Annotated in this window: 21 protein-coding genes; 7 read left to right on the top strand and 14 right to left on the bottom strand. The window is 65.2% G+C overall.

What is annotated here, in order from left to right; translation table 11 throughout:
• Positions 1 to 103: 103 nt before the first annotated feature.
• Together IOC61_RS02125 and argF are read right to left on the bottom strand one after the other, a co-directional pair.
• On the bottom strand, positions 104 to 409 hold the full coding sequence (locus tag IOC61_RS02125; protein WP_195687235.1) for a hypothetical protein: 306 nt from the start codon (positions 407 to 409) through the stop codon (positions 104 to 106).
• Between the two features lie 81 nt (positions 410 to 490).
• Positions 491 to 1,417 carry an ornithine carbamoyltransferase gene (argF, locus tag IOC61_RS02120; protein ID WP_195687234.1) on the bottom strand — a complete coding sequence of 309 codons (927 nt, stop codon included), beginning with the start codon at positions 1,415 to 1,417 and terminating at the stop codon, positions 491 to 493.
• Between the two features lie 164 nt (positions 1,418 to 1,581).
• Here argF and IOC61_RS02115 point away from each other — a divergent pair, with 164 nt between their 5' ends.
• Positions 1,582 to 1,926 (top strand): Grx4 family monothiol glutaredoxin, encoded by a 345-nt coding sequence (locus IOC61_RS02115; RefSeq protein ID WP_195687233.1) that lies wholly within the window; start codon positions 1,582 to 1,584, stop codon positions 1,924 to 1,926.
• A 75-nt stretch (positions 1,927 to 2,001) separates the two neighbouring features.
• On the opposite strand, the gene IOC61_RS02110 is transcribed toward IOC61_RS02115, so the two are convergent.
• Together IOC61_RS02110 and IOC61_RS02105 are read right to left on the bottom strand one after the other, a co-directional pair.
• Positions 2,002 to 3,362 (bottom strand): IS3 family transposase gene (locus tag IOC61_RS02110; protein ID WP_195687232.1). Its coding sequence is split into 2 segments (ribosomal slippage): positions 2,002 to 2,897 and positions 2,897 to 3,362, totalling 1,362 coding nucleotides; the frame shifts between segments, so codons are not numbered across the junction.
• Between the two features lie 142 nt (positions 3,363 to 3,504).
• Positions 3,505 to 3,786: a hypothetical protein gene (locus IOC61_RS02105; protein ID WP_195687231.1), complete on the bottom strand. Its 282-nt coding sequence runs from the start codon at positions 3,784 to 3,786 to the stop codon at positions 3,505 to 3,507.
• 221 nt (positions 3,787 to 4,007) lie between these two features.
• Here IOC61_RS02105 and IOC61_RS02100 point away from each other — a divergent pair, with 221 nt between their 5' ends.
• Entirely contained in the window at positions 4,008 to 4,490 is a 483-nt protein-coding gene (locus IOC61_RS02100; protein ID WP_132044915.1) for an FKBP-type peptidyl-prolyl cis-trans isomerase, read from the top strand.
• Between the two features lie 104 nt (positions 4,491 to 4,594).
• Here the strand turns inward: IOC61_RS02100 and IOC61_RS02095 are convergent, their stop codons facing one another.
• The 3 genes from IOC61_RS02095 to IOC61_RS02085 all read right to left on the bottom strand — a co-directional run bounded on the left by IOC61_RS02095 (position 4,595) and on the right by IOC61_RS02085 (position 9,140).
• The gene (locus IOC61_RS02095) at positions 4,595 to 5,788 is read right to left on the bottom strand and encodes an MFS transporter (RefSeq protein ID WP_195687230.1); all 1,194 of its coding nucleotides are present in this window, start codon (positions 5,786 to 5,788) and stop codon (positions 4,595 to 4,597) included.
• A 29-nt stretch (positions 5,789 to 5,817) separates the two neighbouring features.
• Positions 5,818 to 6,444, bottom strand: coding sequence for a C40 family peptidase (locus IOC61_RS02090; protein ID WP_195687229.1), 627 nt, complete (start codon positions 6,442 to 6,444; stop codon positions 5,818 to 5,820).
• Between the two features lie 230 nt (positions 6,445 to 6,674).
• The gene (locus IOC61_RS02085; RefSeq protein WP_195687228.1) at positions 6,675 to 9,140 is read right to left on the bottom strand and encodes a DUF1266 domain-containing protein; all 2,466 of its coding nucleotides are present in this window, start codon (positions 9,138 to 9,140) and stop codon (positions 6,675 to 6,677) included.
• A 265-nt stretch (positions 9,141 to 9,405) separates the two neighbouring features.
• Between IOC61_RS02085 and IOC61_RS02080 the strand changes: the two genes are divergently transcribed.
• The 5 genes from IOC61_RS02080 (at position 9,406) to IOC61_RS02060 (ending at position 14,852) form a co-directional block, all read left to right on the top strand.
• Positions 9,406 to 10,851, top strand: a complete 1,446-nt coding sequence (locus tag IOC61_RS02080; protein ID WP_195687227.1) for an NAD-dependent succinate-semialdehyde dehydrogenase — start codon at positions 9,406 to 9,408, stop codon at positions 10,849 to 10,851.
• A 31-nt stretch (positions 10,852 to 10,882) separates the two neighbouring features.
• On the top strand, positions 10,883 to 12,175 hold the full coding sequence (gabT, locus tag IOC61_RS02075; RefSeq protein WP_195687226.1) for a 4-aminobutyrate--2-oxoglutarate transaminase: 1,293 nt from the start codon (positions 10,883 to 10,885) through the stop codon (positions 12,173 to 12,175).
• Positions 12,176 to 12,292: 117 nt separating this feature from the next.
• On the top strand, positions 12,293 to 12,889 hold the full coding sequence (locus IOC61_RS02070; protein WP_195687225.1) for a hypothetical protein: 597 nt from the start codon (positions 12,293 to 12,295) through the stop codon (positions 12,887 to 12,889).
• A 242-nt stretch (positions 12,890 to 13,131) separates the two neighbouring features.
• On the top strand, positions 13,132 to 14,463 hold the full coding sequence (locus tag IOC61_RS02065) for a sulfite oxidase (RefSeq protein WP_195687224.1): 1,332 nt from the start codon (positions 13,132 to 13,134) through the stop codon (positions 14,461 to 14,463).
• 8 nt (positions 14,464 to 14,471) lie between these two features.
• A complete protein-coding gene (locus tag IOC61_RS02060) occupies positions 14,472 to 14,852 on the top strand; it encodes a hypothetical protein (RefSeq protein ID WP_229332856.1) in 381 nt (126 codons plus the stop codon).
• Between the two features lie 120 nt (positions 14,853 to 14,972).
• Here IOC61_RS02060 and IOC61_RS02055 read toward each other — a convergent pair whose 3' ends face one another.
• From IOC61_RS02055 to IOC61_RS02025, 7 genes are all read right to left on the bottom strand, one after another.
• The gene (locus tag IOC61_RS02055; protein ID WP_195687270.1) at positions 14,973 to 15,773 is read right to left on the bottom strand and encodes a DUF2797 domain-containing protein; all 801 of its coding nucleotides are present in this window, start codon (positions 15,771 to 15,773) and stop codon (positions 14,973 to 14,975) included.
• Positions 15,774 to 15,816: 43 nt separating this feature from the next.
• Complete coding sequence (locus IOC61_RS02050) at positions 15,817 to 16,101, bottom strand: YeaC family protein (protein WP_195687223.1); 285 nt, start codon at positions 16,099 to 16,101, stop codon at positions 15,817 to 15,819.
• 27 nt (positions 16,102 to 16,128) lie between these two features.
• Positions 16,129 to 16,983, bottom strand: coding sequence for a rhomboid family intramembrane serine protease (locus IOC61_RS02045; RefSeq protein WP_195687222.1), 855 nt, complete (start codon positions 16,981 to 16,983; stop codon positions 16,129 to 16,131).
• A 223-nt stretch (positions 16,984 to 17,206) separates the two neighbouring features.
• On the bottom strand, positions 17,207 to 18,211 hold the full coding sequence (locus IOC61_RS02040) for a metallophosphoesterase (protein ID WP_195687221.1): 1,005 nt from the start codon (positions 18,209 to 18,211) through the stop codon (positions 17,207 to 17,209).
• A 1-nt stretch (position 18,212) separates the two neighbouring features.
• Positions 18,213 to 19,130: an NAD(+) kinase gene (locus tag IOC61_RS02035; protein ID WP_195687220.1), complete on the bottom strand. Its 918-nt coding sequence runs from the start codon at positions 19,128 to 19,130 to the stop codon at positions 18,213 to 18,215.
• Between the two features lie 65 nt (positions 19,131 to 19,195).
• Positions 19,196 to 20,065 carry a carboxylate/amino acid/amine transporter gene (locus tag IOC61_RS02030; RefSeq protein ID WP_195687219.1) on the bottom strand — a complete coding sequence of 290 codons (870 nt, stop codon included), beginning with the start codon at positions 20,063 to 20,065 and terminating at the stop codon, positions 19,196 to 19,198.
• 77 nt (positions 20,066 to 20,142) lie between these two features.
• The gene (locus tag IOC61_RS02025) at positions 20,143 to 20,679 is read right to left on the bottom strand and encodes a YqaE/Pmp3 family membrane protein (RefSeq protein WP_195687218.1); all 537 of its coding nucleotides are present in this window, start codon (positions 20,677 to 20,679) and stop codon (positions 20,143 to 20,145) included.
• Positions 20,680 to 20,685 lie beyond the last annotated feature (6 nt).

The raw sequence follows: 20,685 nt of genomic DNA, 5'->3' as shown, positions 1-20,685 counted from the left end.
CGTCGGCGGGCCTTGGTCATTGATGTTCATCGCGCCTCTCCGGGGCATGGCCCTGGCGGTGACTGTGCTCCGCCGAGGAGAGGTGTTGCGGGTCAGGCTGGGTTCAGGCGCAGTCGGCGGCGCCCTCTCCGAACATGTCGAAGAGCAGTTCGCGTCCCATGCCGGTCAGCACGAAGCGGCGCTGGTCGTTCCAGGTAGCGGCCTCGCTGGACTCGAGTATGCGCTGACAGACCGACCATTCGTGGCTGTCGCTCTCCAGCGTTTCCAGCGCAGTGGGGTCGAGGCCACGATGGGGGACGGTGACGGTTTCGAGCACGTGGCCCTGGCGATAGAGCAGGGCGGCCATGTTGGCGAGGCATTGGCGCAGGCTGCGCTGCATCCCGAAGGTGTCGATCGAAGAGGTAGTCATGCGCCGCGTCTTCCTTGGTGGAAAGTGCTGCGGCGCAGTATACAACCTTGGTTGAATAAGACCAAGGTCTAGTAATGGGGGTTACGGCGCGTCGTGGACCTCGCCGAGGAGCAGGAACTCGATCAGTGCCTTCTGGGCATGCAGACGATTGCCTGCCTCCTGCCAGACCACGGCCCGCGGGTCGTCGAGCAGGGTCTCGCTGATCTCCTCGCCGCGATGGGCCGGCAGGCAGTGCAGGAACAGCACGTCCTGGTGAGCGCGATCGAGCAGTGATTCGGTGACCTGAAGACCGGCGAAGGCCGCCTCACGCTTGGCCTGCTCCTCCTCCTGTCCCATGGAGGCCCAGACATCGGTCGTTACCAGATCGGCGCCGGTCACGGCCTCGACGGGGTCACGCAGCAGGGTGACGCGATCGCCGGCGGCCTCGAGGATATCCTGGCGCGGCTCATAGCCTTCTGGGCAGCAGATGCGCAGCTGGAAGTCGAACTGGCGGGCCGCATTGATCCAGGAGTGGCACATGTTGTTGCCGTCGCCGATCCATACCGCGGTCTTGCCCTTTACGCTGCCGCGTAGCTCGGTCCAGGTCATCACATCGGCGAGCAGCTGACACGGATGGTAGTCGTCAGTCAGCGCGTTGATCACCGGCACGCTGCTGGCCTCGGCGAATGCCTCGAGTCCGGCGTGGGAGAAGGTGCGGATCATCACGATATCGACCATCTCGGAGAGCACGCGGGCGGTGTCGCCGATGGGCTCGCCCCGACCGAGCTGGGTGTCGCGGGGGGAGAGGAACAGCGCATGGCCGCCGAAGTGTGCCATGGCGGTCTCGAAGGAGACCCGGGTGCGGGTCGAGGACTTCTCGAAGATCATCGCCATGGTGTGATTCGGGAAGGGAGTGTAGGTGGGGCCCTCCACCTTGAGCGCGTTCTTTATGGTGATGGCGCGCTGAATCATGTAGCTCAGCTCTTCGGGGCTGGCATCCATCAGGGTCAGGAAGTGCCGAGTGGCCATGCGGTGCTCCTCGCAAAAGCGCTCATCCTAGCCAGCCGCCGGGGGATGCGCAACGCGTTGTGGATCAGTAGAATGGCTGTCACCAAGACCTACCGCCGGGATCAGGTATTGATCGTACCGGCATTCGCGACCTCTGTTGTCCGCTACACCCATAGGGAGACGCCATGAGCACCACCCTCGAGAACATCCAGCGCCAGATCGGCGAAAACCCGATCCTGATCTACATGAAGGGCACCCCGCAGCTGCCCCAGTGCGGCTTCTCCGCCCAGACGGTGCAGGCGCTGATGGCCTGTGGCGAGCGCTTTGCCTTCGTCAATATTCTGGATAACCCGGATATTCGGACCGAGCTGCCCAAGTACGCCAACTGGCCCACCTTCCCGCAGCTGTGGGTCGAGGGCGAACTGGTCGGCGGCTGTGACATCGTGATGGAGATGCACCAGAACGGTGAGCTCGAAACGCTGATCAAGGAGACGGCCGCCAAGCACAAGGACGACCAGCCGGAAGCCTGAAGCCATAAGCTAGAAGCCTGAAGAAAAACACCCCTGCAGCATGGTGAACTGACCCCCAATTGTTGGACGGTTCGTTCAGCCGGCGCCCAAGGCCTGAGTCCTGTACTGTACGGGGCTCAGGCCTTTTAGTTTCAGCCTGATGCGTTCGTGGTTATAGTAATGGATGTACAGGTCGAGTCCTTGCTGCAGCTGCTCAATGGTGTCGAACCGGTTCAGGTGGAAATATTCGGCCTTCAGGGTACCGAAGAAGCTCTCCATGGCGGCATTGTCCAGGCAGTTTCCTTTCCGTGACATGCTGCGGAGTATCCGCTTCTCCACCACCAGGCGGCGATAGCTGGGGTGGCGGTAATGCCAGCCCTGATCCGAGTGGAGCAGCGGCCGATCCCCTGGCATCAGCCTCCCAAAGGCTTTCTTCAGCATGCCCTTCACCAGGTCGAATACCGGGCGCGGTCCTGTCTGGAAGGCAATGATCTCTCCGTTATACAGATCCATGACCGGTGACAGGTAGAGCTTCTGGCCATTGACCTTGAACTCGGTGATGTCCGTCACCCACCGTTGATGGGGACGCTGAGCCTGAAACCGACGCTGCAACGTATTGGGAGCGGCGTAGCCTTCCGCCCCTCGGTAGGCACGATATCGCTTGGGGCGAACCAGGGACTTCAAGCCCAGCTGTTGCATCAACCGCTGGACGGTCTTGTGGTTGATCGTCTCACCTGCCTGCCGCAGGACGGCGGTGATACGCCGGTAGCCATAGCGCCCTCTGTGGCGCTCATAGATCGCCCGGATACGCGCCTTAAGAGACGCGTACCGATCGTCAGCACCCAAGGCCTGGACCTGATAGTAGAACGTGCTGCGCGGCAGCTCAGCCGCACGCAGCAGCAGAGCCAGCGGATGTTCATGCCTTAACCCTTGGACGGCCTGAGCTTTTTGCCCCGCGTCGCCGTCCCTTTCTCCCGGATCAAGGCATCGAGCTTTTTTAGGTAGGCATTCTCGGCACGCAGATACGCCAACTCCTTGAGCAGCTCCTCGTGGGAGCGCTCATCATCAGGCGGTGGGGGTGAGGAAGGCGGCTTCTTGGTCATCGGGCGGCGCCCCTTGCGCTTTGGCTCCAGTGCAGTCAGACCACCACTATGGTACTGATGCTCCCATCTGCCAATGGCGCCGCCCTCGCGGATATCAAACAGGGCTTGTGCCTGACGCCGTGACAAGCCATCTCGCCACATCGTCTCAAGGACCTGCAGCTTGAAAGCCGCGCTGCGGTGCGTGTATTTCTTGCGCACCCCCATCACGCCATGCTGACGGTAGTTGTCCCGCCATGTCCGCACCAGAGAATGATCCAGGCCATGCTGGCGGGCCACCTCCCTCAAGCTGGTGTCACCGTGCAAGCACTGCTGTGCCACCAGCAGCTTGAAACACTCGTCGTATCGGTTACTCATAAAAACACCCCGAAGGTTGGATGTGGGTGTCCAACTTTCGGGGTGCAGTTCACAATACCGCGGGCCTTTCTCGTGGGGCAACCAGCTCGTGGGGCAACCGGCAAGCTGGCGAGTCGCCAGTGTAGCCGGCTGGCTCGGCCGCTTAGTGGAAGTCCACCTTGTTCATCGCCCAGCTGCCCAGCTTGACGCCAATCACTGCCAGCAGAACCAGCAGGATGACGGTCATCAGAACATCCACGGGGCGCACCAGGGCGGTCGCACCGAGCACGGCCAGGCCCAGGCTCCAGACCACGCCGTTGTCACCGCCGGTCTTCATCGGCTGGGGCAGCATGCCGTCGAGCGATGCGCTCAGCGAGGGCCAGCGCTTGAGGGAAAGAAAGAGGATCGCAGCAAAGGCAATCAACCAGATCACGACTTGAGCCATGGAGGTCTCCGGGTATCGATTGAGTTACATGGGGGATTCGGGTGGCCGCTAGGTTAGCCTCGCCACCGTGGTGACGCAAGCATCCAAGGGGCGCCCCGACACGCGTGAACACGACTCAGGATGAAGCCGCCAATCCTGAAAATGCCCCATTGCCCCTGACAGCATCGAGCCTGTCGCGTTACCATGCCGCTGACATGCACTCACCGAAAGGTTCTTCAATAATGCAAATTGCGCAGAATTCCGTTGTCGCGTTCCACTACACCCTGACCAACGACGCAGGTGAAGTGCTGGACAGCTCGGAAGGCCGCGAGCCGCTGACCTATCTCCACGGCGCCGGCAACATCATTCCGGGCCTCGAAAAGGAGCTCGAAGGCCGCGCCGCCGGCGACAAGCTCAATGCCACCGTGACACCCGCAGAGGGCTACGGCGAGAAGCAGGAGCAGCTGGTGCAGGAAGTACCGCGTGATGCCTTCCAGGGTGTCGAGAGCATCGAGCCCGGCATGCAGTTCCAGGCCCAGACCGAGGGCGGTCCGCTGATGGTCACCGTGACCCAGGTCAGCGGCGACACCGTCACCGTCGACGGCAACCATCCTCTGGCCGGCCAGACCCTGAACTTCGACGTCGAGGTCGCCTCGGTGCGTGAAGCCAGCGAAGAGGAAGTCGAGCACGGCCACGTGCACGGCGAGGGCGGCCACGAGCACTAAGCTCATCCACGACCGTTATCGCATCACAAGGGGCAGCCGATCGGCTGCCCCTTTTTCATGGCGAATTTACATGCTTATGGCGAATTTACCTGGCGAACGGCATGTCAGAGGCCGGCCTCTCCATCCAGTCGCCGTCGCCACAGGAAACCGGCGATGGTCAGCGTCACGCCTAGCACCAGCCAGGAGCCCAGCACCACCCCCCTCCAGCCGTACAGGTTCCAGAACGGCTCCAGCCAGAAGACCCCCAGGCTGGCCCCGGTATAGTAGAACACCAGATAGAGCGCCGAGGCGCTGCCCCGAGCCTGCCGGGCATGGCGCCCCACCCAGCTGGAGGCCATGGAGTGGGCGACGAAGAACCCAAAGGCATTGAGGGTCAACCCCAGCAGGATCAGCAGCAGGCTGTCGGCCAGGGTGACCAGGGTCCCCGCCATGAAGATGGCGATACCCATCATCATGCAGGCCGGCTGGGAGAGGTGGCGCACCAGCCGTCCGGAGAGCGATGAGCCCAGGGTGCCGCCCAGATAGGTCAGAAATATCAGTCCCAGCAGGGTCGACCCCAGATTGAAGGGGGGCGCGGCCATCCGGAAGGTGATGTAGCTGTACTGATTGATGAAGATCAGGAAGTTGAGTCCACCCAGCAGATAGGCCGAAAGCAGGAGCGGATTGCCCAGATGGGCACGAAGATCCGCGAGGGCACCGCTCAATTCGAAGCGCCGCGGCGTGAATCCCCGCGCCGGGGGCAACAGCCTCCAGAACACCGCCACCCCCACCAACGTGATCAGCCCCACCGCCAGGAAAGCGGCGGCGCTGCCTCCCAGCTCGGCCATGCCACCCCCGACCACGCGACCACTGATGCCGCCCAGGGTATTGGCGCCGATATAGAGCCCCACGGCGGCCAGCATCGCCTCCGGCTCGAACTCATCCCCCATCCAGGCGATGGCGACCGCTGGCAGCCCGCCCAGCACGAAGCCCTGCAACAGACGCAGTACCAGCAGGATCTCGAAGCTGGGTGCCAGGGCCAGGGCCAGAGAGAGCCCTCCCGCCGCCAGCAGAGTGACCCGCATGATGCCGGCACGGCCGATGGCATCCGATAGCGGGCCGAAGACCAGCAGCGAGGCCGCCAGCGACAGCGTCGCCACCGACATCACAAGCCCTACCACCATGGTCGAGACACCATGAGCCTCGCGCAGGTCGGGCAGCAGTGGCTGAGGGGCATAGAGATTGATGAAGACCAGCAGAGAGCCCAGGCTCAATGCCAGAGTCGCACGCCACCAGGCGGCACTGCGTATCTGAATCATGAGGTTTCCTGAACGCCGGGCGCCGCCCCTCAGGCGTCGACGTCGGACAGCAGTCGCTGGGCCAGATGGCTCGGCGCCAAGGCACGCCGTGCCTGCCAGTAGTAACGACGCCAGTAGCTGTTATTCAGCTTCGAGATCATCACGCCCCGGGACGAAGAAGCATGCAGGAAGCGGCCATCGCCGATATAGATGCCGACGTGACGATAGATGCCAGGCGGTCGGAAGAACACCAGATCCCCCGGGGCCAGTTCGTCACGCGAGACGGGGCGACCCTCATGCGCCTGCTCACCGGTGGTGCGCGGCAGGGAGAGCCGGAAGGTCTCGGCGAAGACATTCTGCACCAGCGCCGAGCAGTCGACCCCATGCTGGGAGGAGCCACCCAGGCGGTAGGGCGTGCCCTCCCAACGCTCATGCTGAGCCAGCAGGGCCTGACGAACCAGGGCGGGAGGCGGATTGCCGAGTCGGCGCGCCTCGAGGATCGGGTTGTCCACCGGTGACATCATGGGATCCCACCCGCCAGGCAGTCCCGGCAGGTCCCGGGCGAAATAGGGGTCGCCAGCATCGCGAGAAGCGTTCTGCGAAGACGTCGAGGCACAGCCGGTCAGCACGGCCAATGACACGACAACCAGCAAGGCACGATAGGGAGTGACAGCCATAGGATAACAACCTCTTCCCTGAGCCGCTTGCGCCGGCTTCCATGGGCCGGTAGGGGAAAACAACACTATGGCAGTACCACCGGCCAGTATCGGTAGCACTGCCATAGCAGCCTGTCAGCGACTCACTGTGATAAAGGGGCTCCCGACAGGTAGAGCCCTGTATTCGATGCCACGACTATAAACCAGCAACGCCCAGCTGGCGACCTCGGTCCCGCGTCACGCTTCACGCTTTAGTGCAGCAGGCGTGAGTCGCCCGGCAGCGTATCGATATGCATCGGCGCCCAGTGGCGTGGCCGTGCACCGGGGAACTCCAGGCTGGCCCAGGGACCCGCCAGCGGGGGGGCAGCGCTAAGCCAGGCCACCAGCGCCTGGCGCAGGCCGGCCAGGAAGCTCTCCCGTTCCGGCGTCTCTCCCATGAAGAACGAGAAGCCCGCATAGAATCCCCGGGCGTAGGCCTCCCAACCCGAGTAGTGAGACGCCGCGAGAGCATGGGCACGCTCCAGCACCCGGCCGAAGTCCGCCGCCTCCAGCCACCCCAACTGGCGGCCGGCGACCGCCAGATCCACCGCCTGGGCCAGATCCCAGGCGATCAGGTCGGTGTCATTGCAGCCATCCTCGTTATCGCGAACCCGCTGCAGACGTAGCAGATGGGTACGCTCCTCCTCGCTGCACTCGCCACTCTCCAGGGTGGCGATCTCCGAGGCGAGGCGTGCCGCGTTGAGGGTGTATGGGGCATAGTTGATCTGATACTCCTGGCGATCGCCACTCTCCAGCAGGAAGTCCAGGAACTCGACCAGCTCCTCGGCGGAGTGCAGCGCATAGTGACCATCGACCCACTCGCGAATGGCCACCGCCTCACGCTCGCTCTCACGATGGGGCAGGCTCCAGGGTGGGCTGTTGAGCGGTCCCACCAGCGACAGCGCGGTAAACTGCGACAGCCTCGGGCGCGGGCCCGGCTCGTGCCACTCGTCGACCCGCCAGTCGAGCCAGTGGAACAGGCTGCCGGGGTCCTCCAGGTGCCAACGAATCTCCAGGGCGAGTGTCGGCTGCCCCTCCTCCGGCAGCAGCGAGTCCCAGCAGATCCAGGCCTCCAGCAGGCGCCGGGCATCCGGATAGAAACGACACAGCGAGCCTCGCAGCGCCTCGGCCAGTGCCGCCAGGCCCTCGGCGTCGAAGGCTTCACTGTCGAAGGCCATCTGCAGATAGAAGGCGTACTTCTCGGCCATATGAACGGTGGCCGCATGTCGGCTGGCCTGGCGCAGGGCATTACGCTGGGCAAGGGCACCCGGCTCCGGTCGTCCGAAGGGGGTCTCGGCAGGCGGCAGTGCCCCGTGGGAGGCATCGGCGGCGAGCTGATTCAGGTGGTGGGCCTCGGCCGGCAGCCAGTAGCGCACCAGCGCCTCGACCCCCTCGTCGGGGTAGAGGTCGAGATGCTCGGCCAGGTAGCTGCGCGCATCGGCACGCCGCGCCGATGTGACGGGCAGTGACGCCCCCTGACGCACGGCAAGCTCCGGTTCACGCACCGAGGCCAGCGCCAGCACCCAGTGCCGGGCATCGGCACGCCAGCCACGCATCGCCTCCCGGGCAGATGCCATCAGGGTGTCATCCACCAGCCCCTGCAAGGGCACTCGCCAGGGACTCAACGGCGACTGCAGCAGAAGCCGCCAGTCGGCCTCGAAGGCACCCAGCAGATCGCGCCCCTCGAACAGGCTGCGACCACGCTGGAAGCCCCTGGCCAGCGCCGACCAGTCGCTGTAGCGATGCTGCACCAGGTCGGCGGCATGCAGGGCGAAGGCCTCCGCCTCCCCGTCCTGCAGCCAGCCTAGACAAGCCCCCGCCCAGGCCAGGTCGACCAGTCGCAACCAGTCCCAGGCGGCCCACTCCAGCGGCTCTCCCTGCTCCAGGAACATCAGCAGGGTTCGACCATAGCGTCGCTCCCCCGCCTCCAGCCCATCGCACCAGGCACGGCGTGCATCGGGATCGAGAGCCAGCAGCCGCGTGGCATCGAGGTCCCAGCCCTGTCGATCCCCCTGGGCACCCAGCCACAGCAGGACCCGAATCAGGTCGTCCCGACCGTGCACCTGCCAGTCCTCGGCGAGCCACTCGGCCACGCCCGCCCAGTCATGCTCACCGGCAGGCAGTGTCAGCACCGGGGCAAGGCCGGCGCGCAGCCGCCATGCCATGGCACCACCGTCGCACGGCCAGAGCACCTCGGGACGATCATGTACCGCCAGCCACTCGCCGAGGCGCTCCCAAGTGATGCCATCCCCCTCGTGCTCGAGAGCCGCCAGGGCGTCACAGGCCTCCGCGAAACCATCGTCACCACGCACCCAACCATCGGCACTGCGCGCTCGACGCAGCGCCTCCAGCCAGGCATCCAGGTCACGATGGTGGGCGACGATCTCACCGGTCAACCAGTGCGCCCAGGCTCGCGCCTGACTCCGCTCCAGCCACCCCGCGGCACCGGCCAGTGCCGCCAGTTCCAGTGCCGCCAGCAGCCTTGCCGGGTCGGCATCGGCACCGCCGATGTCCAGGGACTCCAGCAGCCGCCAGCCGAGCTCGCCGCGATCCGGCACCGCCAGGGTCGACAGGCGCGCACGGGCGTCCTCGGGTGCCACGCTGAGCGGGTCGGGATCGAAGGCCCAGTCACACAGCACCAGCTGCTGGGCCCACCAGGCGTTCAGGAGATCGATCAAGGCTCACCTCGAAATCGGGTCGCAAGGGCCGCACGCGGCGGCGGAGTGAAACGGCGTGCCCGCCATTGGACGCCATAAGGTCCATGGCACCATGATTTAAGGCGCCATAGTGTAACGGAAAGCGTCTCCAACGCCGATGGCTGGTGCCATTTTTCCCCTTCCCCGGTCCTCTCGGTGCCCGATGCCGGGGCACGACAGGCTTGGCGAAGCGTTTTAAATAATGCACACTGCGTAAAATAAGTCGACATACCCCTCTGGAGGACCCATGGCAGAGCTGCCCGATATCCTGATTCCTAAGGCCTTTATCGCCGGCGAGTGGCGCGACGGTGAAGCATCCTACGCGGTCACCGACCCGGCCAGTGGCGAGGTGCTGGCCGAGGTGCCCGACCTTGGCGCCGACGCCACCCGTGAGGCCGTGGCCGCCGCCGATGCAGCCTGGCCGGCCTGGAAGAAGCGCACCGCCAAGGAGCGGGCCAATCTGCTGCGCGCCTGGTACGACGCCATCATGGACCACCAGGAGGTCCTGGCACGGCTGATGACACTGGAGCAGGGCAAGCCCCTGGCCGAGGCCCGCGGCGAGGTGGCCTACGGCGCCTCCTTCGTGGAGTTCTATGCCGAGGAGGCCAAGCGCGTGGCCGGCGAGACCCTGCCCAGCCACGGTGTCGACAAGCGTATCCTGGTGTTCCGCGAGCCCATTGGCGTGGTCGCCGCCATCACGCCCTGGAACTTCCCGCTGGCGATGATTACCCGCAAGTGTGCCCCGGCCCTGGCCGCCGGCTGTCCGGTGGTCATCAAGCCCGCCGAGGCGACGCCGCTTACCGCCCTGGCCGTGGTGCGCCTGGCCGAGCTGGCCGGCTTCCCCGCCGGGGTGATCAACGTGGTCACCGCCAGCCGCCCGGCCGAGGTCGGTGAGGTGCTGACCAGCGACTCTCGGGTGCGCAAGATCTCCTTTACCGGTTCCACCCCGGTGGGCAAGCGTCTGCTGACCCAGTGCGCCGGCACGGTCAAGAAGGCCTCCATGGAGCTGGGCGGCAATGCCCCCTTCATCGTCTTCGATGACGCCGACCTGGATGCCGCCGTCGAAGGCGCCATCGCCTCCAAGTACCGCAACTCCGGGCAGACCTGTGTCTGCACCAACCGCTTCCTGGTCCAGGACGGGGTCTATGACGCCTTCGTAGAGAAACTGGCCGCACGGGTCGCCGAGCTGCGCGTCGGCAGCGGCCTCGAGGAGGGCGTGGTGCAGGGGCCGCTGATCAACGCCGCCGCGGTAAAGAAGGTCGAGACGCACATCGCCGACGCCCTGGACAAGGGTGGTCGCCTGGTGTGTGGCGGCAAGCCCCACGCCCTGGGTGGCACCTTCTTCGAGCCCACGGTAATCGCCGATGCCACCGAGGAGATGGCCGTGGCCCGGGAAGAGACCTTCGGTCCCCTGGCACCGGTGTTCCGCTTCGAAAGTGATGAGCAGGCCATCGCCATGGCCAACGCCACCGAGTTCGGCCTGGCGGCCTACTTCTATGCCAGCGACTATCGCCGCATCTGGCATGTCATGGAAGGCCTGGAGTATGGAATGGTCGCGGTGAACGAGGGCATCCTCTCCACCGAACTGGCCCCCTTCGGCGGTGTCAAGGAGTCAGGGCTGGGGCGTGAAGGGTCCCACCACGGCCTGGATGAGTTCACTGAACTAAAATACGTCTGTGTCGGCGGCCTGTGACGGCTCGCCCAACCACTATTCAGGAGGCAACATGACCAACGCAGAACTCAATCAGCTCAAGCAGCGCTATGTCGCCAGCGGTGCTGCCAGCCCCTCCGAGCAGTTCGCTGCCCGCGGCGAAAACGCCCTGCTCTGGGACGCCGAGGGCAATCGCATCATCGACTTCGCCGGCGGCATCGGCGTGCTCAACCTCGGCCATCGCCACCCCAAGGTGGTCGAGGCCGTCAAGGCACAGCTCGATCAGCTGATGCACACCTGCCAGACCGTCATCTCCTACGCTCCCTATGTGAAGCTGGCCGAGAAACTGTGTCAGCTCACGCCGGTGCGCGGTGAAGCCAAGACCATGCTGGTCAACTCCGGCGCCGAAGCGCTGGAGAATGCCGTCAAGGTCGCGCGTGCCGCCACCGGGCGCAGCGGCATCATCTGCTTCGACGGCAGCTTCCACGGCCGGAGCTTCATGACCCTGGCCATGACCGGCAAGGTGCTGCCTTACAAGAATGACTTTGGCCCCATGCCCGGCGATGTCTTCCGCGCTCCCTTCCCGGTGCCCTACCATGGCATCAGTGAAGAGGACTCCCTGAAGGCCCTCAAGACGGTCTTCAAGACCGATATCGCACCACACCGCACCGCGGCCATCGTCATCGAGCCGATTCAGGGTGAGGGGGGCTTCTACGCTGCCTCTCCCTCCTTCCTCAAGGCGCTTCGCGAGATCTGTGACGAGCACGGCATCCTGCTGATCGTCGACGAGGTGCAGTCCGGCTTCGCGCGCACCGGCAAGCTGTTCGCCCTGGAGCACAGCGGTATCGAGGCCGACATCATGACCATGGCCAAGAGCCTGGCAGACGGCATGCCCCTGTCGGCCGTGGTCGGTACCGGCTCGGTGATGGATGCCTCGGGCCCCAACTCCCTGGGCGGCACCTACAGCGGCAACCCCCTGGCCTGTGCCGCCGCCCTGGCGGTGATCGAGGCCATCGAGGAAGAGGATATCCTGGCCCGCAGCCGCACGCTCGGCGACAAGCTGGCCAAGCGCATGGCCGAATGGCAACAGGAGTTCGAGGCGGTGGACAATCCGCGCAACGTCGGCTCCATGGCGGCATTCGAGCTGGTGGCCGACAAGTCCTCACGCACGCCGGCACCAGAACTCGCCGCTGCCCTCTGCAAGAAGACCAAGGAGAAGGGCCTGATCCTGCTCGCCTGTGGCTTCTGGGGGAACTCCATCCGCTTCCTGATGCCGATCACCATCGAGGATGAACTGCTCGAGGAGGGCCTGGATATCGTCGAGGCCTCCCTCAAGGAGCTGGTAGGTCAGCCCGCGACTGCCTGATCGGCGCCTCACCCGTTCGACATCACCGCCCGGCCTTGCGCCGGGCGGTGTTCGTTCGGGCCTTGTCTTCCGTCGCCGCCCCCGGGAAGATGGCAGCGTCAACCACGAGACATGACCGTGATTCTGCGAACCCTTTCCCTGTTACGCTCCCTGCAGGGGGCCAGCCAGACCGCCGACCAGGCCCGCGGTACCGTCCAGCAGGCCAGCGACTATCGCTGGCTGCGCCATGAGCTCCGCCACGGCGTGCTCACCCGCAGCGATGCTCGCCTCGCCGACGGCACGCCGGCGGTGACCATCACCCTCGCCTACCCTGCCACGACCAGCCGAATGGCCGGCGGTAGCTGGCCGGCATCTCCCGCGGCTCGCGAACGCTGCCATGTCGCCGGCCAGCACGCCTGCCGGGCCGCCGGTGCCCCCGCCTACCGCACCCTGGAGAGTCTGTCCCGCGGGCTTGCCGAGGGCGGGATCGCCGTGCTGCGCGACGCCACACGCTTTCAGTACCTGCTCGACCGCGATGCCCTCGGACTCGCCTGGTGCCGCCCCGAGGGCTTGCCGACAACCCTGTCGGCACGCCTGGTCGAGCCCGGCGCCGATACCGGCTGGTTACTGCTCGAGTTGCGGGTACCCGAGACCACACCCCCGCAACGCCTCTCCGGCGCCTGGCTGGACAGGTGTCTCGACCGCTACCGGCGCATCCTCCCCCGCCAGAACTAAATCGACCTTGGTCATAAGTCGACCTTGGTCTTAGCGCCTGGATCATGGCTAGCCGATACGCCATCCTTGTCCCGTGTTCGACATCCCTTCGGTGGTGGCAGGACGCCTCCACCGGGCGACAACTCGTGGCAGCCTTGTCCGGCTTCAGAAGCATGGCCCCGAGTGCGTGAGACCTCGAGCACGACAACGACAAGATGGCGCCGGCCATAGCACGGCGCCTGCACCAGCCAGGAGCAACAATCATGACCAAGTTACCCCCCGACACCAGGACCCGTGGCCTCCATGAGCTATACGCCGAGGACCCCGAGGCGGCAGACAAGCTGGTATGGAACCGTGAGGTCGACCCGGTATCCCGGCGTGGCTTTCTCAAGCGCTCGAGCATGCTGGCCATGGCGGCGGCGGTGGGTGGGTCCATCCCCTTTGCCGACAAGATGCCCGGCGGCCTGATCCCCGCGGCACTGGCCCAGAGCGACGAACCCTTCACCCTCGAGGGCAAGGAGGGACTGACCATCCTCAACGACCGGCCAATCAACGCCGAGACCCCTCCCCACCTGCTCGACGACGATATCACCCCCGCCAAGCACATGTTCGTGCGCAACAACGGCATTCCTCCTGCCTTGGAGAATATCGACGTCGATGCCTGGCAGCTCGAGATCGGGGGTGAGTCCTGCGAGAACCCGCAGAGCTTCTCGATCGCCGATCTCAAGGAAAAGTTCGAGCATCACACCTACCAGCTGCAGGTGGAGTGCGGAGGCAATGGGCGCAGCGAGTATGTGCCCTCGGCCAGCGGCAACCAGTGGACCACCGGCGCGGTGGCCTGCCCCACCTTTACCGGCGTGCGCCTGCGGGACGTTCTGGAGGTCTGCGGGATCAAGGACGATGCCGTCTACATCGGCTACTACGGTGCCGACATCCACGCCAGCGGCAACCCCGACAAGGACCCGATCTCCCGTGGGGTGCCCATGTCCAAGGCCCTGGAGGATGAGTCGCTGATCGCCTGGGCCATGAACGGCGAGGATATCCCCTATCTCAACGGCTACCCCCTGCGTGTGGTGTGCGGCGGCTGGCCGGGCTCGGTCTCGGGGAAGTGGCTCACGCGCATCGTGATCCGCGACCAGAAGCACGATGGCACCAAGATGAGCCCCCCCTCCTACAGCGTACCCAAGCACCCGGTGGCCCCGGGCAGCGTGGTGCCCGAGGAAGACTTCGTGACCATCGAGTCGATGCCGGTGAAGTCGCTGGTGACCTTCCCGAAGTCTGGGGTCGACCACGCCCTGGGCGAGACCATGACCGTCCGCGGCCACGCCTGGGCCGGCGACCTGGCCGTCAAGGAGGTGCATGTCTCCATCGACTTCGGCGCCACCTGGCAGAAGGCCGAGCTCAAGGCGGCGCCCAACCGCCTGGCCTGGCAGCGCTGGACCACATCCGTGGAGTTCCCCGAGCCCGGCTACTACGAGGTCTGGGCCAAGGCCACCGACGAGGAGGGCCGCGCTCAACCCATGGTCGTCCCCGGCTGGAACCCGAAGGGCTATCTCAACAACGCCTGCCATCGCATCGCGGTTCAGGTGGCCTAGGAGATACCATGAAACCTTTACACGCACTCGCCAAGCCGATGCTGGGAGCGCTCCTGCTGGCGCTCCCCGTGATGGGGGCGGCCCAGGAAACGGATCCGGAATCGGGATTGATCAAGGCCGAGGGGTGGCAGATGACCAAGGCCAACTGCACGGTCTGTCACTCCGCCAAGCTGGTGACCCAGAACAGCGGCACACGTGGCCACTGGGAGTCACTGATCCGCTGGATGCAGGAGACCCAGGGACTATGGGAGTTCCAGCCGGAAATGGAGAACGTCATCCTCGACTACCTGGCCGAGCACTATGGGCCCAAGGAGGATAGCCGCCGTCTGGCGCTGCCGCGCAACCTGATGCCGGACAACCCCTACCCCACGACCGCCGAATCCGGCTGAAGGCTGTTGGGTAACAACGTCCTGTACAACAGGCCCCTCCCGCGAGGGGCCTGTTGGCATGGAGAGGCCAGGAACCGCCAAGGCATCCGCATCGCCCCGTGGCGTCACCCTCTTCGCGTATCAGACGCTAACCCTGACCTCATACCCGGTGTACTTGCGCAGATTGATCACCCCGCTGTCGAGTATCAGGTACTGCCCCTTGAGGCCGAGCAGGATGCCCGACACCTCAGGCGTCTTGTCGAGGTTATGGGAGACCACCTTGGTGGGGTGCTCCAGCACCGGATAATCAAGCGTCACCGGCGCCTCATTCAGGACTCGGATGGCATCGGCGCCGAAGCGTTCCCGCAGGTTGGCGAGTCCCCCCTCGAGACGCGCCAGCAACCGGTCCCGCTCGGCGGGCAGGTCGAGCATGGCGGTCTCTCCCTTGAGCATGGCCCGCCAGTTGGTGCGGTCGGAGACCTCCTCCTTGAACAGCATCTCCACGAAGCCGGACTGCTGGCGAGTCTCCACCACCATGATCGGCAACGCCTGAACCGCCCCCTGGTCGAGCCAGCGGGTGGGCACCTGGGTACCACGGGTAATCCCTACCTTGAGGCCCGAGGCATTGGCCAGATAGACGATATGCGGCTGAAAGCAGTGACGCTCAGCCCACTCCGGCTCCCGGCAGGTACCCGCAAAGAAGTGACAGGTCTCCGGCTTGACGATACAGGTATCACACTGGGCGAGCCGCTTGAAGCAGGGGTAGCAGTAGCCCTGGGCAAAGCTCTTCTTCGTCGCACGCCCACAGTGGGTGCAGGCGATGGCGCCGCTCCAGGCAAGGGTCAGTGGCCGGCCCAGGCGCTCATTGAGCGCCAAACGCTGCTCGCCGGCCCGCAGGGTGTAGTGGGCCGGCTCGCCGCCCTGCCCCGGGACGATGCCCATCTTGGTCAGGCAGCCCTGCACCTCACTCGCCACGACCAGCGACTCAGTCACGACCGGCGTCCCGCGCCAGGCCGGCCAGCGCCGGGTCGACGTTCTCGCCACTGCTGGCCCCCCCGCAGGTGCGCCGCTCCAGGTAGCCGACGCGCTCGCTCTCCGGCACGTTGTTCTCCACCTCGTAACGCATCACCGCCTCGAGACAGAGTTCGGTCTGCTCGCGTGTCAGCAGGCGGCCGTCGGGCCACTTGCGCAGGGCGACCGCCTGCTTGAGGCTCTCGTAGATGGACGGGCTCATCTGCTGGATCATGCGCTCGAAGGTCATATCACTCATCGTAAGGTTCTCCAGGGAATCGATGCGTCAGCGCTGGTGGCGGGCGCGTCCGGAATGGTACCAGCCCAGGGCCAGGCCCACGACCAGGCCGCCCAGGTGTGCCTCGTTGGCCACATTGCCGAAGCCTACCGTGGTTGCCATGTCGGTCATGGTGAAGAGCATCCACCCCAGCATGAACACCACCAGCATCTGGGGCACGAAGAAGCCGCTGCCCGGGGCACGCCGAGACATCAGCCAGACATAGCCGAGCAGCGCGAAGTCAACGCCTGACATGCCACCGAACAGTGCCGTTCCGGCGGCATACTGAGCCAGGTTGGCACCGATGCCGGCGGCAAGCAGAATCGACAGCATGCGCCGACTCCCCTGCAGCGCCTCCACCTGGCGACCGAAGTACCATAGCCAGAGCATGTTGAAGATCAGGTGCATCCAGCCAAAGTGCAGGAAGGCGGGCGACAGCAGGCGCCACACCTGGCCCGAGGCCAGTACATCCGACAGGTTTCCCACCGACAGGGTGCCGGCCGGGCTGATTCCCAGCGGCACGATGGCCAGCAGCGCGATCACCAGGTCACCGAATAGCGCCATGGCGGCAAACACCAGCAGGCAAAGCCCCAGGGTCGCGGTGGTCAGCGGGGCCTGACGCCACACCGACAGCAGTGCCCCGGACCGGTCAGAACGGCGAGACGAGGTGTCGACAGTCATTGGCTCGCCACGTTGCCAGCGTCCCACCACCTCCAGCAGCGCCTCATGCTGGGCAGGGTCGGCCAGCCACAACAGCTGCCCCTCCTCCTCGGCAGTGATGCGATGGCCGATCCGCGCCGCCCAGAGGGCACGGCGCAGCTCACGGGTGTCGGCATCCACGGGCAGCAGCATCACGCGATACATGGCATTACCTCGGGGTTGGTGACCCGCCGCCGGCGAACACCCGGCGACCATGCATCAGAAATCCATGCATCAAAAAAGCATGTGTCAAACAACCATGCATAAAAAATCCGGCGGAGGGGGCCGCCGGACAAGAGCAAGGGATCATTCAAGGGAACACCTACTCTGATGGCGAATGGCGCCGGGAGTTCACTGCCCGACACGACAAAATTTGTAACAGTATGTATCAATCGAGATCGATCTCCCACGGCTGTGGCCTCACCTGTTCCTCCCGGGGCACTCGCAGCCAGACGAAGTGGTCGGCATTCAGTCGCGACTCGCCACTCCAGCGATAGGCGACCAGACGACCGAACTTCACGGCGCTGTAGTCCAGGCAGGCAATATTGGCCGTCGGCAGCGCCGGAATGCCCTCACACCAGTAGTGACCGATAAACAGCGGGGGCTCCTCCAGGCCATAGTGGCACAGGCGGGCCCGCTCCTCTTCCGTCAGGGGGCGTTGCTCGAGGTCATCGGGCAGGTTGTCCGGCTGGAACACCACATCCCCCCAGGTCTGCGGTGAGCGTGCCCAGAAGTGGGTGCGAAAGCTGCGCCGGGTGAAACCGTCTCCCGAGTGAATCGCCACCCCCAGGGGCAGGGGCATCTGGGTGCCTCGTGTCAGGCGGTCGAGAATCTTGAAGGCACGGGCGCCGGGCGCCGTGGACTCGACCAGGAACGCCTGATCCAGACGAGCGTCGGGCCGGCGTCGATAGAGCTCGTCGATCAGCGGCTGATCCCAACAGGCGTGAACCACCCGCAGGCCGTCGAGTTCCAGACACAGCGGCATCTCCAGGAACCAGGCCAGAGCCTCCTCCCACTCCTGGGGATGATCACGGTACTGCTCGAGGGTCTCGCGAATGATGCGATTGTTGCGTGGAGAGTGTTCGCGTAACCAGTCCCGGCCAAGCCCCGAGGGGGCCGGCTGGCAGTAGGTCAAGGCGTTGTATTCATGATTGCCCATCACGATATGCGCCTCGCCCGCCTCCACCATGCGATAGGCGATCTGCACCGCCAGCCGCACGCGCGGTCCCCTGTCGACCAGGTCGCCGAGGAAGATCACCCTGCGTCGCGGGTGTCGATAGACGCCGCCTCGCTGGTGATAGCCGAGCTTCTCCAGCAGGGCCGCCAGGGTGGCACCACAGCCGTGCACATCACCGATCAGGTCATAGCCCTCGAGCCTCGCCCGCTTGTTCACGTCAATCCCCCAGGCGATGGCTCCAGCCCAGCTTGCTGCGCAGGACCTCGTAGAAGTTGTGCCCCACCGGGTGCACCAGATGCACCGTCTGAGGCTTGCGGCGAATCACCAGGACATCATCGGGCTTGGCCACCGCCCGGGTCTGCCCATCGCAGCTGATATGCGGGTAGGTCTGGTTGGTCTCACCGATATGGATACGGATCTCGCTGGAGGCATCCACCACGATGGGGCGGCTCGAAAGGGTATGCGGGAACATCGGCACCAGGGTCAGCACATCGAGGCGCGGGTGCATGATCGGCCCACCGCCGGAAAGCGAATAGGCGGTCGAGCCGGTGGGGGTGGCGATGATCAGGCCATCGCTGCGCTGGCTGTAGACGAACTGACCATCGAGAAAGAGCTCGAACTCGATCATGCGCACCGCCTTGCCGGGATGCAGCACGACCTCGTTGAGCGCATCGCCACTGCCCATCAGGGTATCGTCACGATAGAGCTCGGCATCGAGCAGGAAGCGCTCCTCCACCTCATAGTGCCCCTCGAGCACCTCGCCGACCCGCTCCTCCAGCTCGTCGGGGGAGATATCGGTCAGGAACCCCAGCCGGCCACGGTTGACACCCAGTACCAGGGTACCGCTATGACAGAGGGTACGAGCCGCACCCAGCAGGCTGCCGTCGCCACCCACCACGATCACCAGATCGCACAGCTCACCGAGCATTCGCCGGCTGGCCTCCGGGTGGCCGTGATCGAGCAGCACCGTGGCGGTGCGATCCTCGACGATGACATGCAGGCCACGCTCGTCGAGAAAGCGCATCAGGCGCTTGAGGGTTTCGACCACCCCGGCGCTGCCCAGGCGGCCGATCAGACCAATATGGCGGAAGGGTGGCGTCTCACGCCCCTTCGCCGTTCTCTGTTGGGGTGACATTCGGGGGCCTCTCGCAGCTCAGCGGCTCATTATGGCGAGCGCTCTGCCCACGAGCAAACACGACCTCAGGCCAGCGAGGCGGATCGCCGACGCACCCACCACTCGTTGAGCAACAGAGCCGTCAGGATGATACCCCCTCCCAACCCCAGCCGAACGAGGTCGGCATCCCGGTTCCAGATCGCCAGGTTGACCACCAGCCCCGCCGGAATCAGCGCATTGTTCATGATCGCCAGGGCCCCGGCATCGACCCGCACGGCGCCGAGGTTCCACAGGAAGTAGCCCAGGCCGGAGGCGACCAGCCCCAGCCACAGCAACACGCCCCACTGAACGTCGGTAGAGGGCAGCGCGGCGGCATTGCCGAGCAGGGCGAAGGCCGGCACCGCCACGACCAGGGCCCCGAGGTAGAACCAGGCGAAGACGCTGTGGCGCGGCAACGACGCGGGCAGCTCGGCCGACAGCCGCCGGTAGCCCACCTGACCGAGGGCGAAGCAGAGGTTGGCGCCCTGCACGACCAGAAAACCCATCCAGAAGCCCCCGTCAACGCCGTCGTAACGGATCACCGCGGCCCCCAGCACGGCCAGTGAGGCAGTGATCAGATAGAAGGGGGTAAAGCGCCCGAACAGCGCATCATCGAGCAGGGTGATATAGATCGGCGTGAAGATGGTGAACAGCAGCACCTCCGGCACCGAAAGGAGCAGAAACGACTGGTAGAAGAACAGGTACATCACGCCGAGCTGAACCGCCCCCAGCCCCATCAGCACCCAGCGCTGGCGCCCCTTCAGCAGTCGTGGGCGCAGAAACGGCAGGAAGACCAGCGCCGCCAGTGCGACCCTCATCAGCACCGCAAAGTAGCTGTCCACCTGACCAGCGAGGTAGACGCCGATCAGCGAGAAGGAGAACGCCCAGAGCACGGTAACGCCAATCAGGAAACCCATCGGTAAACCCTATACCAAAATTAAAGTTTACCAAGCTTACACCTGAGGCGAGAACGCTGCCAAGCGGCATGGCGATGTCAGTGGCGCGAGAGGCGCCACCAGGCATATATCACTCCCGGCACCCACCCCAGCAGGGTCAACGCCAGGGCGATCAGCACGGGGCGTGCCCCCAGCCCGGCGAGCCCCAGGGCCAGTGGCGGCAACAGGATCGCCAGCATGCGCAGTGCCAGGCGCACACGAGGCGGTGCCTCGAAAACCGCGTCGGATGACGCCGGGGAGTGGCCGACGGCGCCCCCCTCTTGCGCTGGCGGTATAAAGGTGCCCACGCTCGTGTCTTCCGCCGAGGCATCCTGTTCACGAGCCAGGGGTTGTTCATGGAACAGAGCTTGCCGATGGGTTTCATGGTCGATCTTCTGATCGATGGAGTCGGCACCCTCGGCCAGCTCGCCATGATAACGCTCCCACTCCTCCCAGTCGTGGGGCGTACCGGCCCGGGGGCGGTGGTCACCGGCCCCCCGGGCGCGCGCCCAGGCCTTCTCTTCCAGCGTGTTGGGGCGCTCGCGGTCGCGCTCGCCATCCAGCCCCTTTCGGGCGAGGTATTCGCGTGCATCCATGGATAA

Origin of the sequence: Halomonas sp. KAO (genome assembly GCF_015595025.1) — a bacterium.
Taxonomy (GTDB): domain Bacteria; phylum Pseudomonadota; class Gammaproteobacteria; order Pseudomonadales; family Halomonadaceae; genus Halomonas.
Note: the sequence above shows the minus strand (reverse complement) of the source record. Positions and strands in the feature narration are given on the sequence as shown.

Bases quoted from the DNA above. Each gene is read 5' to 3' on its own strand.
- IOC61_RS02115 (WP_195687233.1), top strand. From the start codon at position 1,582: ATGAGCACCACCCTCGAGAACATCCAGCGCCAGATCGGCGAAAACCCG.
- IOC61_RS02035 (WP_195687220.1), bottom strand. From the start codon at position 19,130: ATGTCACCCCAACAGAGAACGGCGAAGGGGCGTGAGACGCCACCCTTC.
- IOC61_RS02095 (WP_195687230.1), bottom strand. From the start codon at position 5,788: ATGATTCAGATACGCAGTGCCGCCTGGTGGCGTGCGACTCTGGCATTG.
- IOC61_RS02055 (WP_195687270.1), bottom strand. From the start codon at position 15,773: ATGGGCATCGTCCCGGGGCAGGGCGGCGAGCCGGCCCACTACACCCTG.
- gabT (WP_195687226.1), top strand. From the start codon at position 10,883: ATGACCAACGCAGAACTCAATCAGCTCAAGCAGCGCTATGTCGCCAGC.
- IOC61_RS02105 (WP_195687231.1), bottom strand. From the start codon at position 3,786: ATGGCTCAAGTCGTGATCTGGTTGATTGCCTTTGCTGCGATCCTCTTT.
- IOC61_RS02060 (WP_229332856.1), top strand. From the start codon at position 14,472: ATGAAACCTTTACACGCACTCGCCAAGCCGATGCTGGGAGCGCTCCTG.
- IOC61_RS02080 (WP_195687227.1), top strand. From the start codon at position 9,406: ATGGCAGAGCTGCCCGATATCCTGATTCCTAAGGCCTTTATCGCCGGC.
- IOC61_RS02100 (WP_132044915.1), top strand. From the start codon at position 4,008: ATGCAAATTGCGCAGAATTCCGTTGTCGCGTTCCACTACACCCTGACC.
- argF (WP_195687234.1), bottom strand. From the start codon at position 1,417: ATGGCCACTCGGCACTTCCTGACCCTGATGGATGCCAGCCCCGAAGAG.
- IOC61_RS02090 (WP_195687229.1), bottom strand. From the start codon at position 6,444: ATGGCTGTCACTCCCTATCGTGCCTTGCTGGTTGTCGTGTCATTGGCC.
- IOC61_RS02045 (WP_195687222.1), bottom strand. From the start codon at position 16,983: ATGTATCGCGTGATGCTGCTGCCCGTGGATGCCGACACCCGTGAGCTG.
- IOC61_RS02065 (WP_195687224.1), top strand. From the start codon at position 13,132: ATGACCAAGTTACCCCCCGACACCAGGACCCGTGGCCTCCATGAGCTA.
- IOC61_RS02050 (WP_195687223.1), bottom strand. From the start codon at position 16,101: ATGAGTGATATGACCTTCGAGCGCATGATCCAGCAGATGAGCCCGTCC.
- IOC61_RS02030 (WP_195687219.1), bottom strand. From the start codon at position 20,065: ATGGGTTTCCTGATTGGCGTTACCGTGCTCTGGGCGTTCTCCTTCTCG.
- IOC61_RS02025 (WP_195687218.1), bottom strand. From the start codon at position 20,679: ATGGATGCACGCGAATACCTCGCCCGAAAGGGGCTGGATGGCGAGCGC.
- IOC61_RS02125 (WP_195687235.1), bottom strand. From the start codon at position 409: ATGACTACCTCTTCGATCGACACCTTCGGGATGCAGCGCAGCCTGCGC.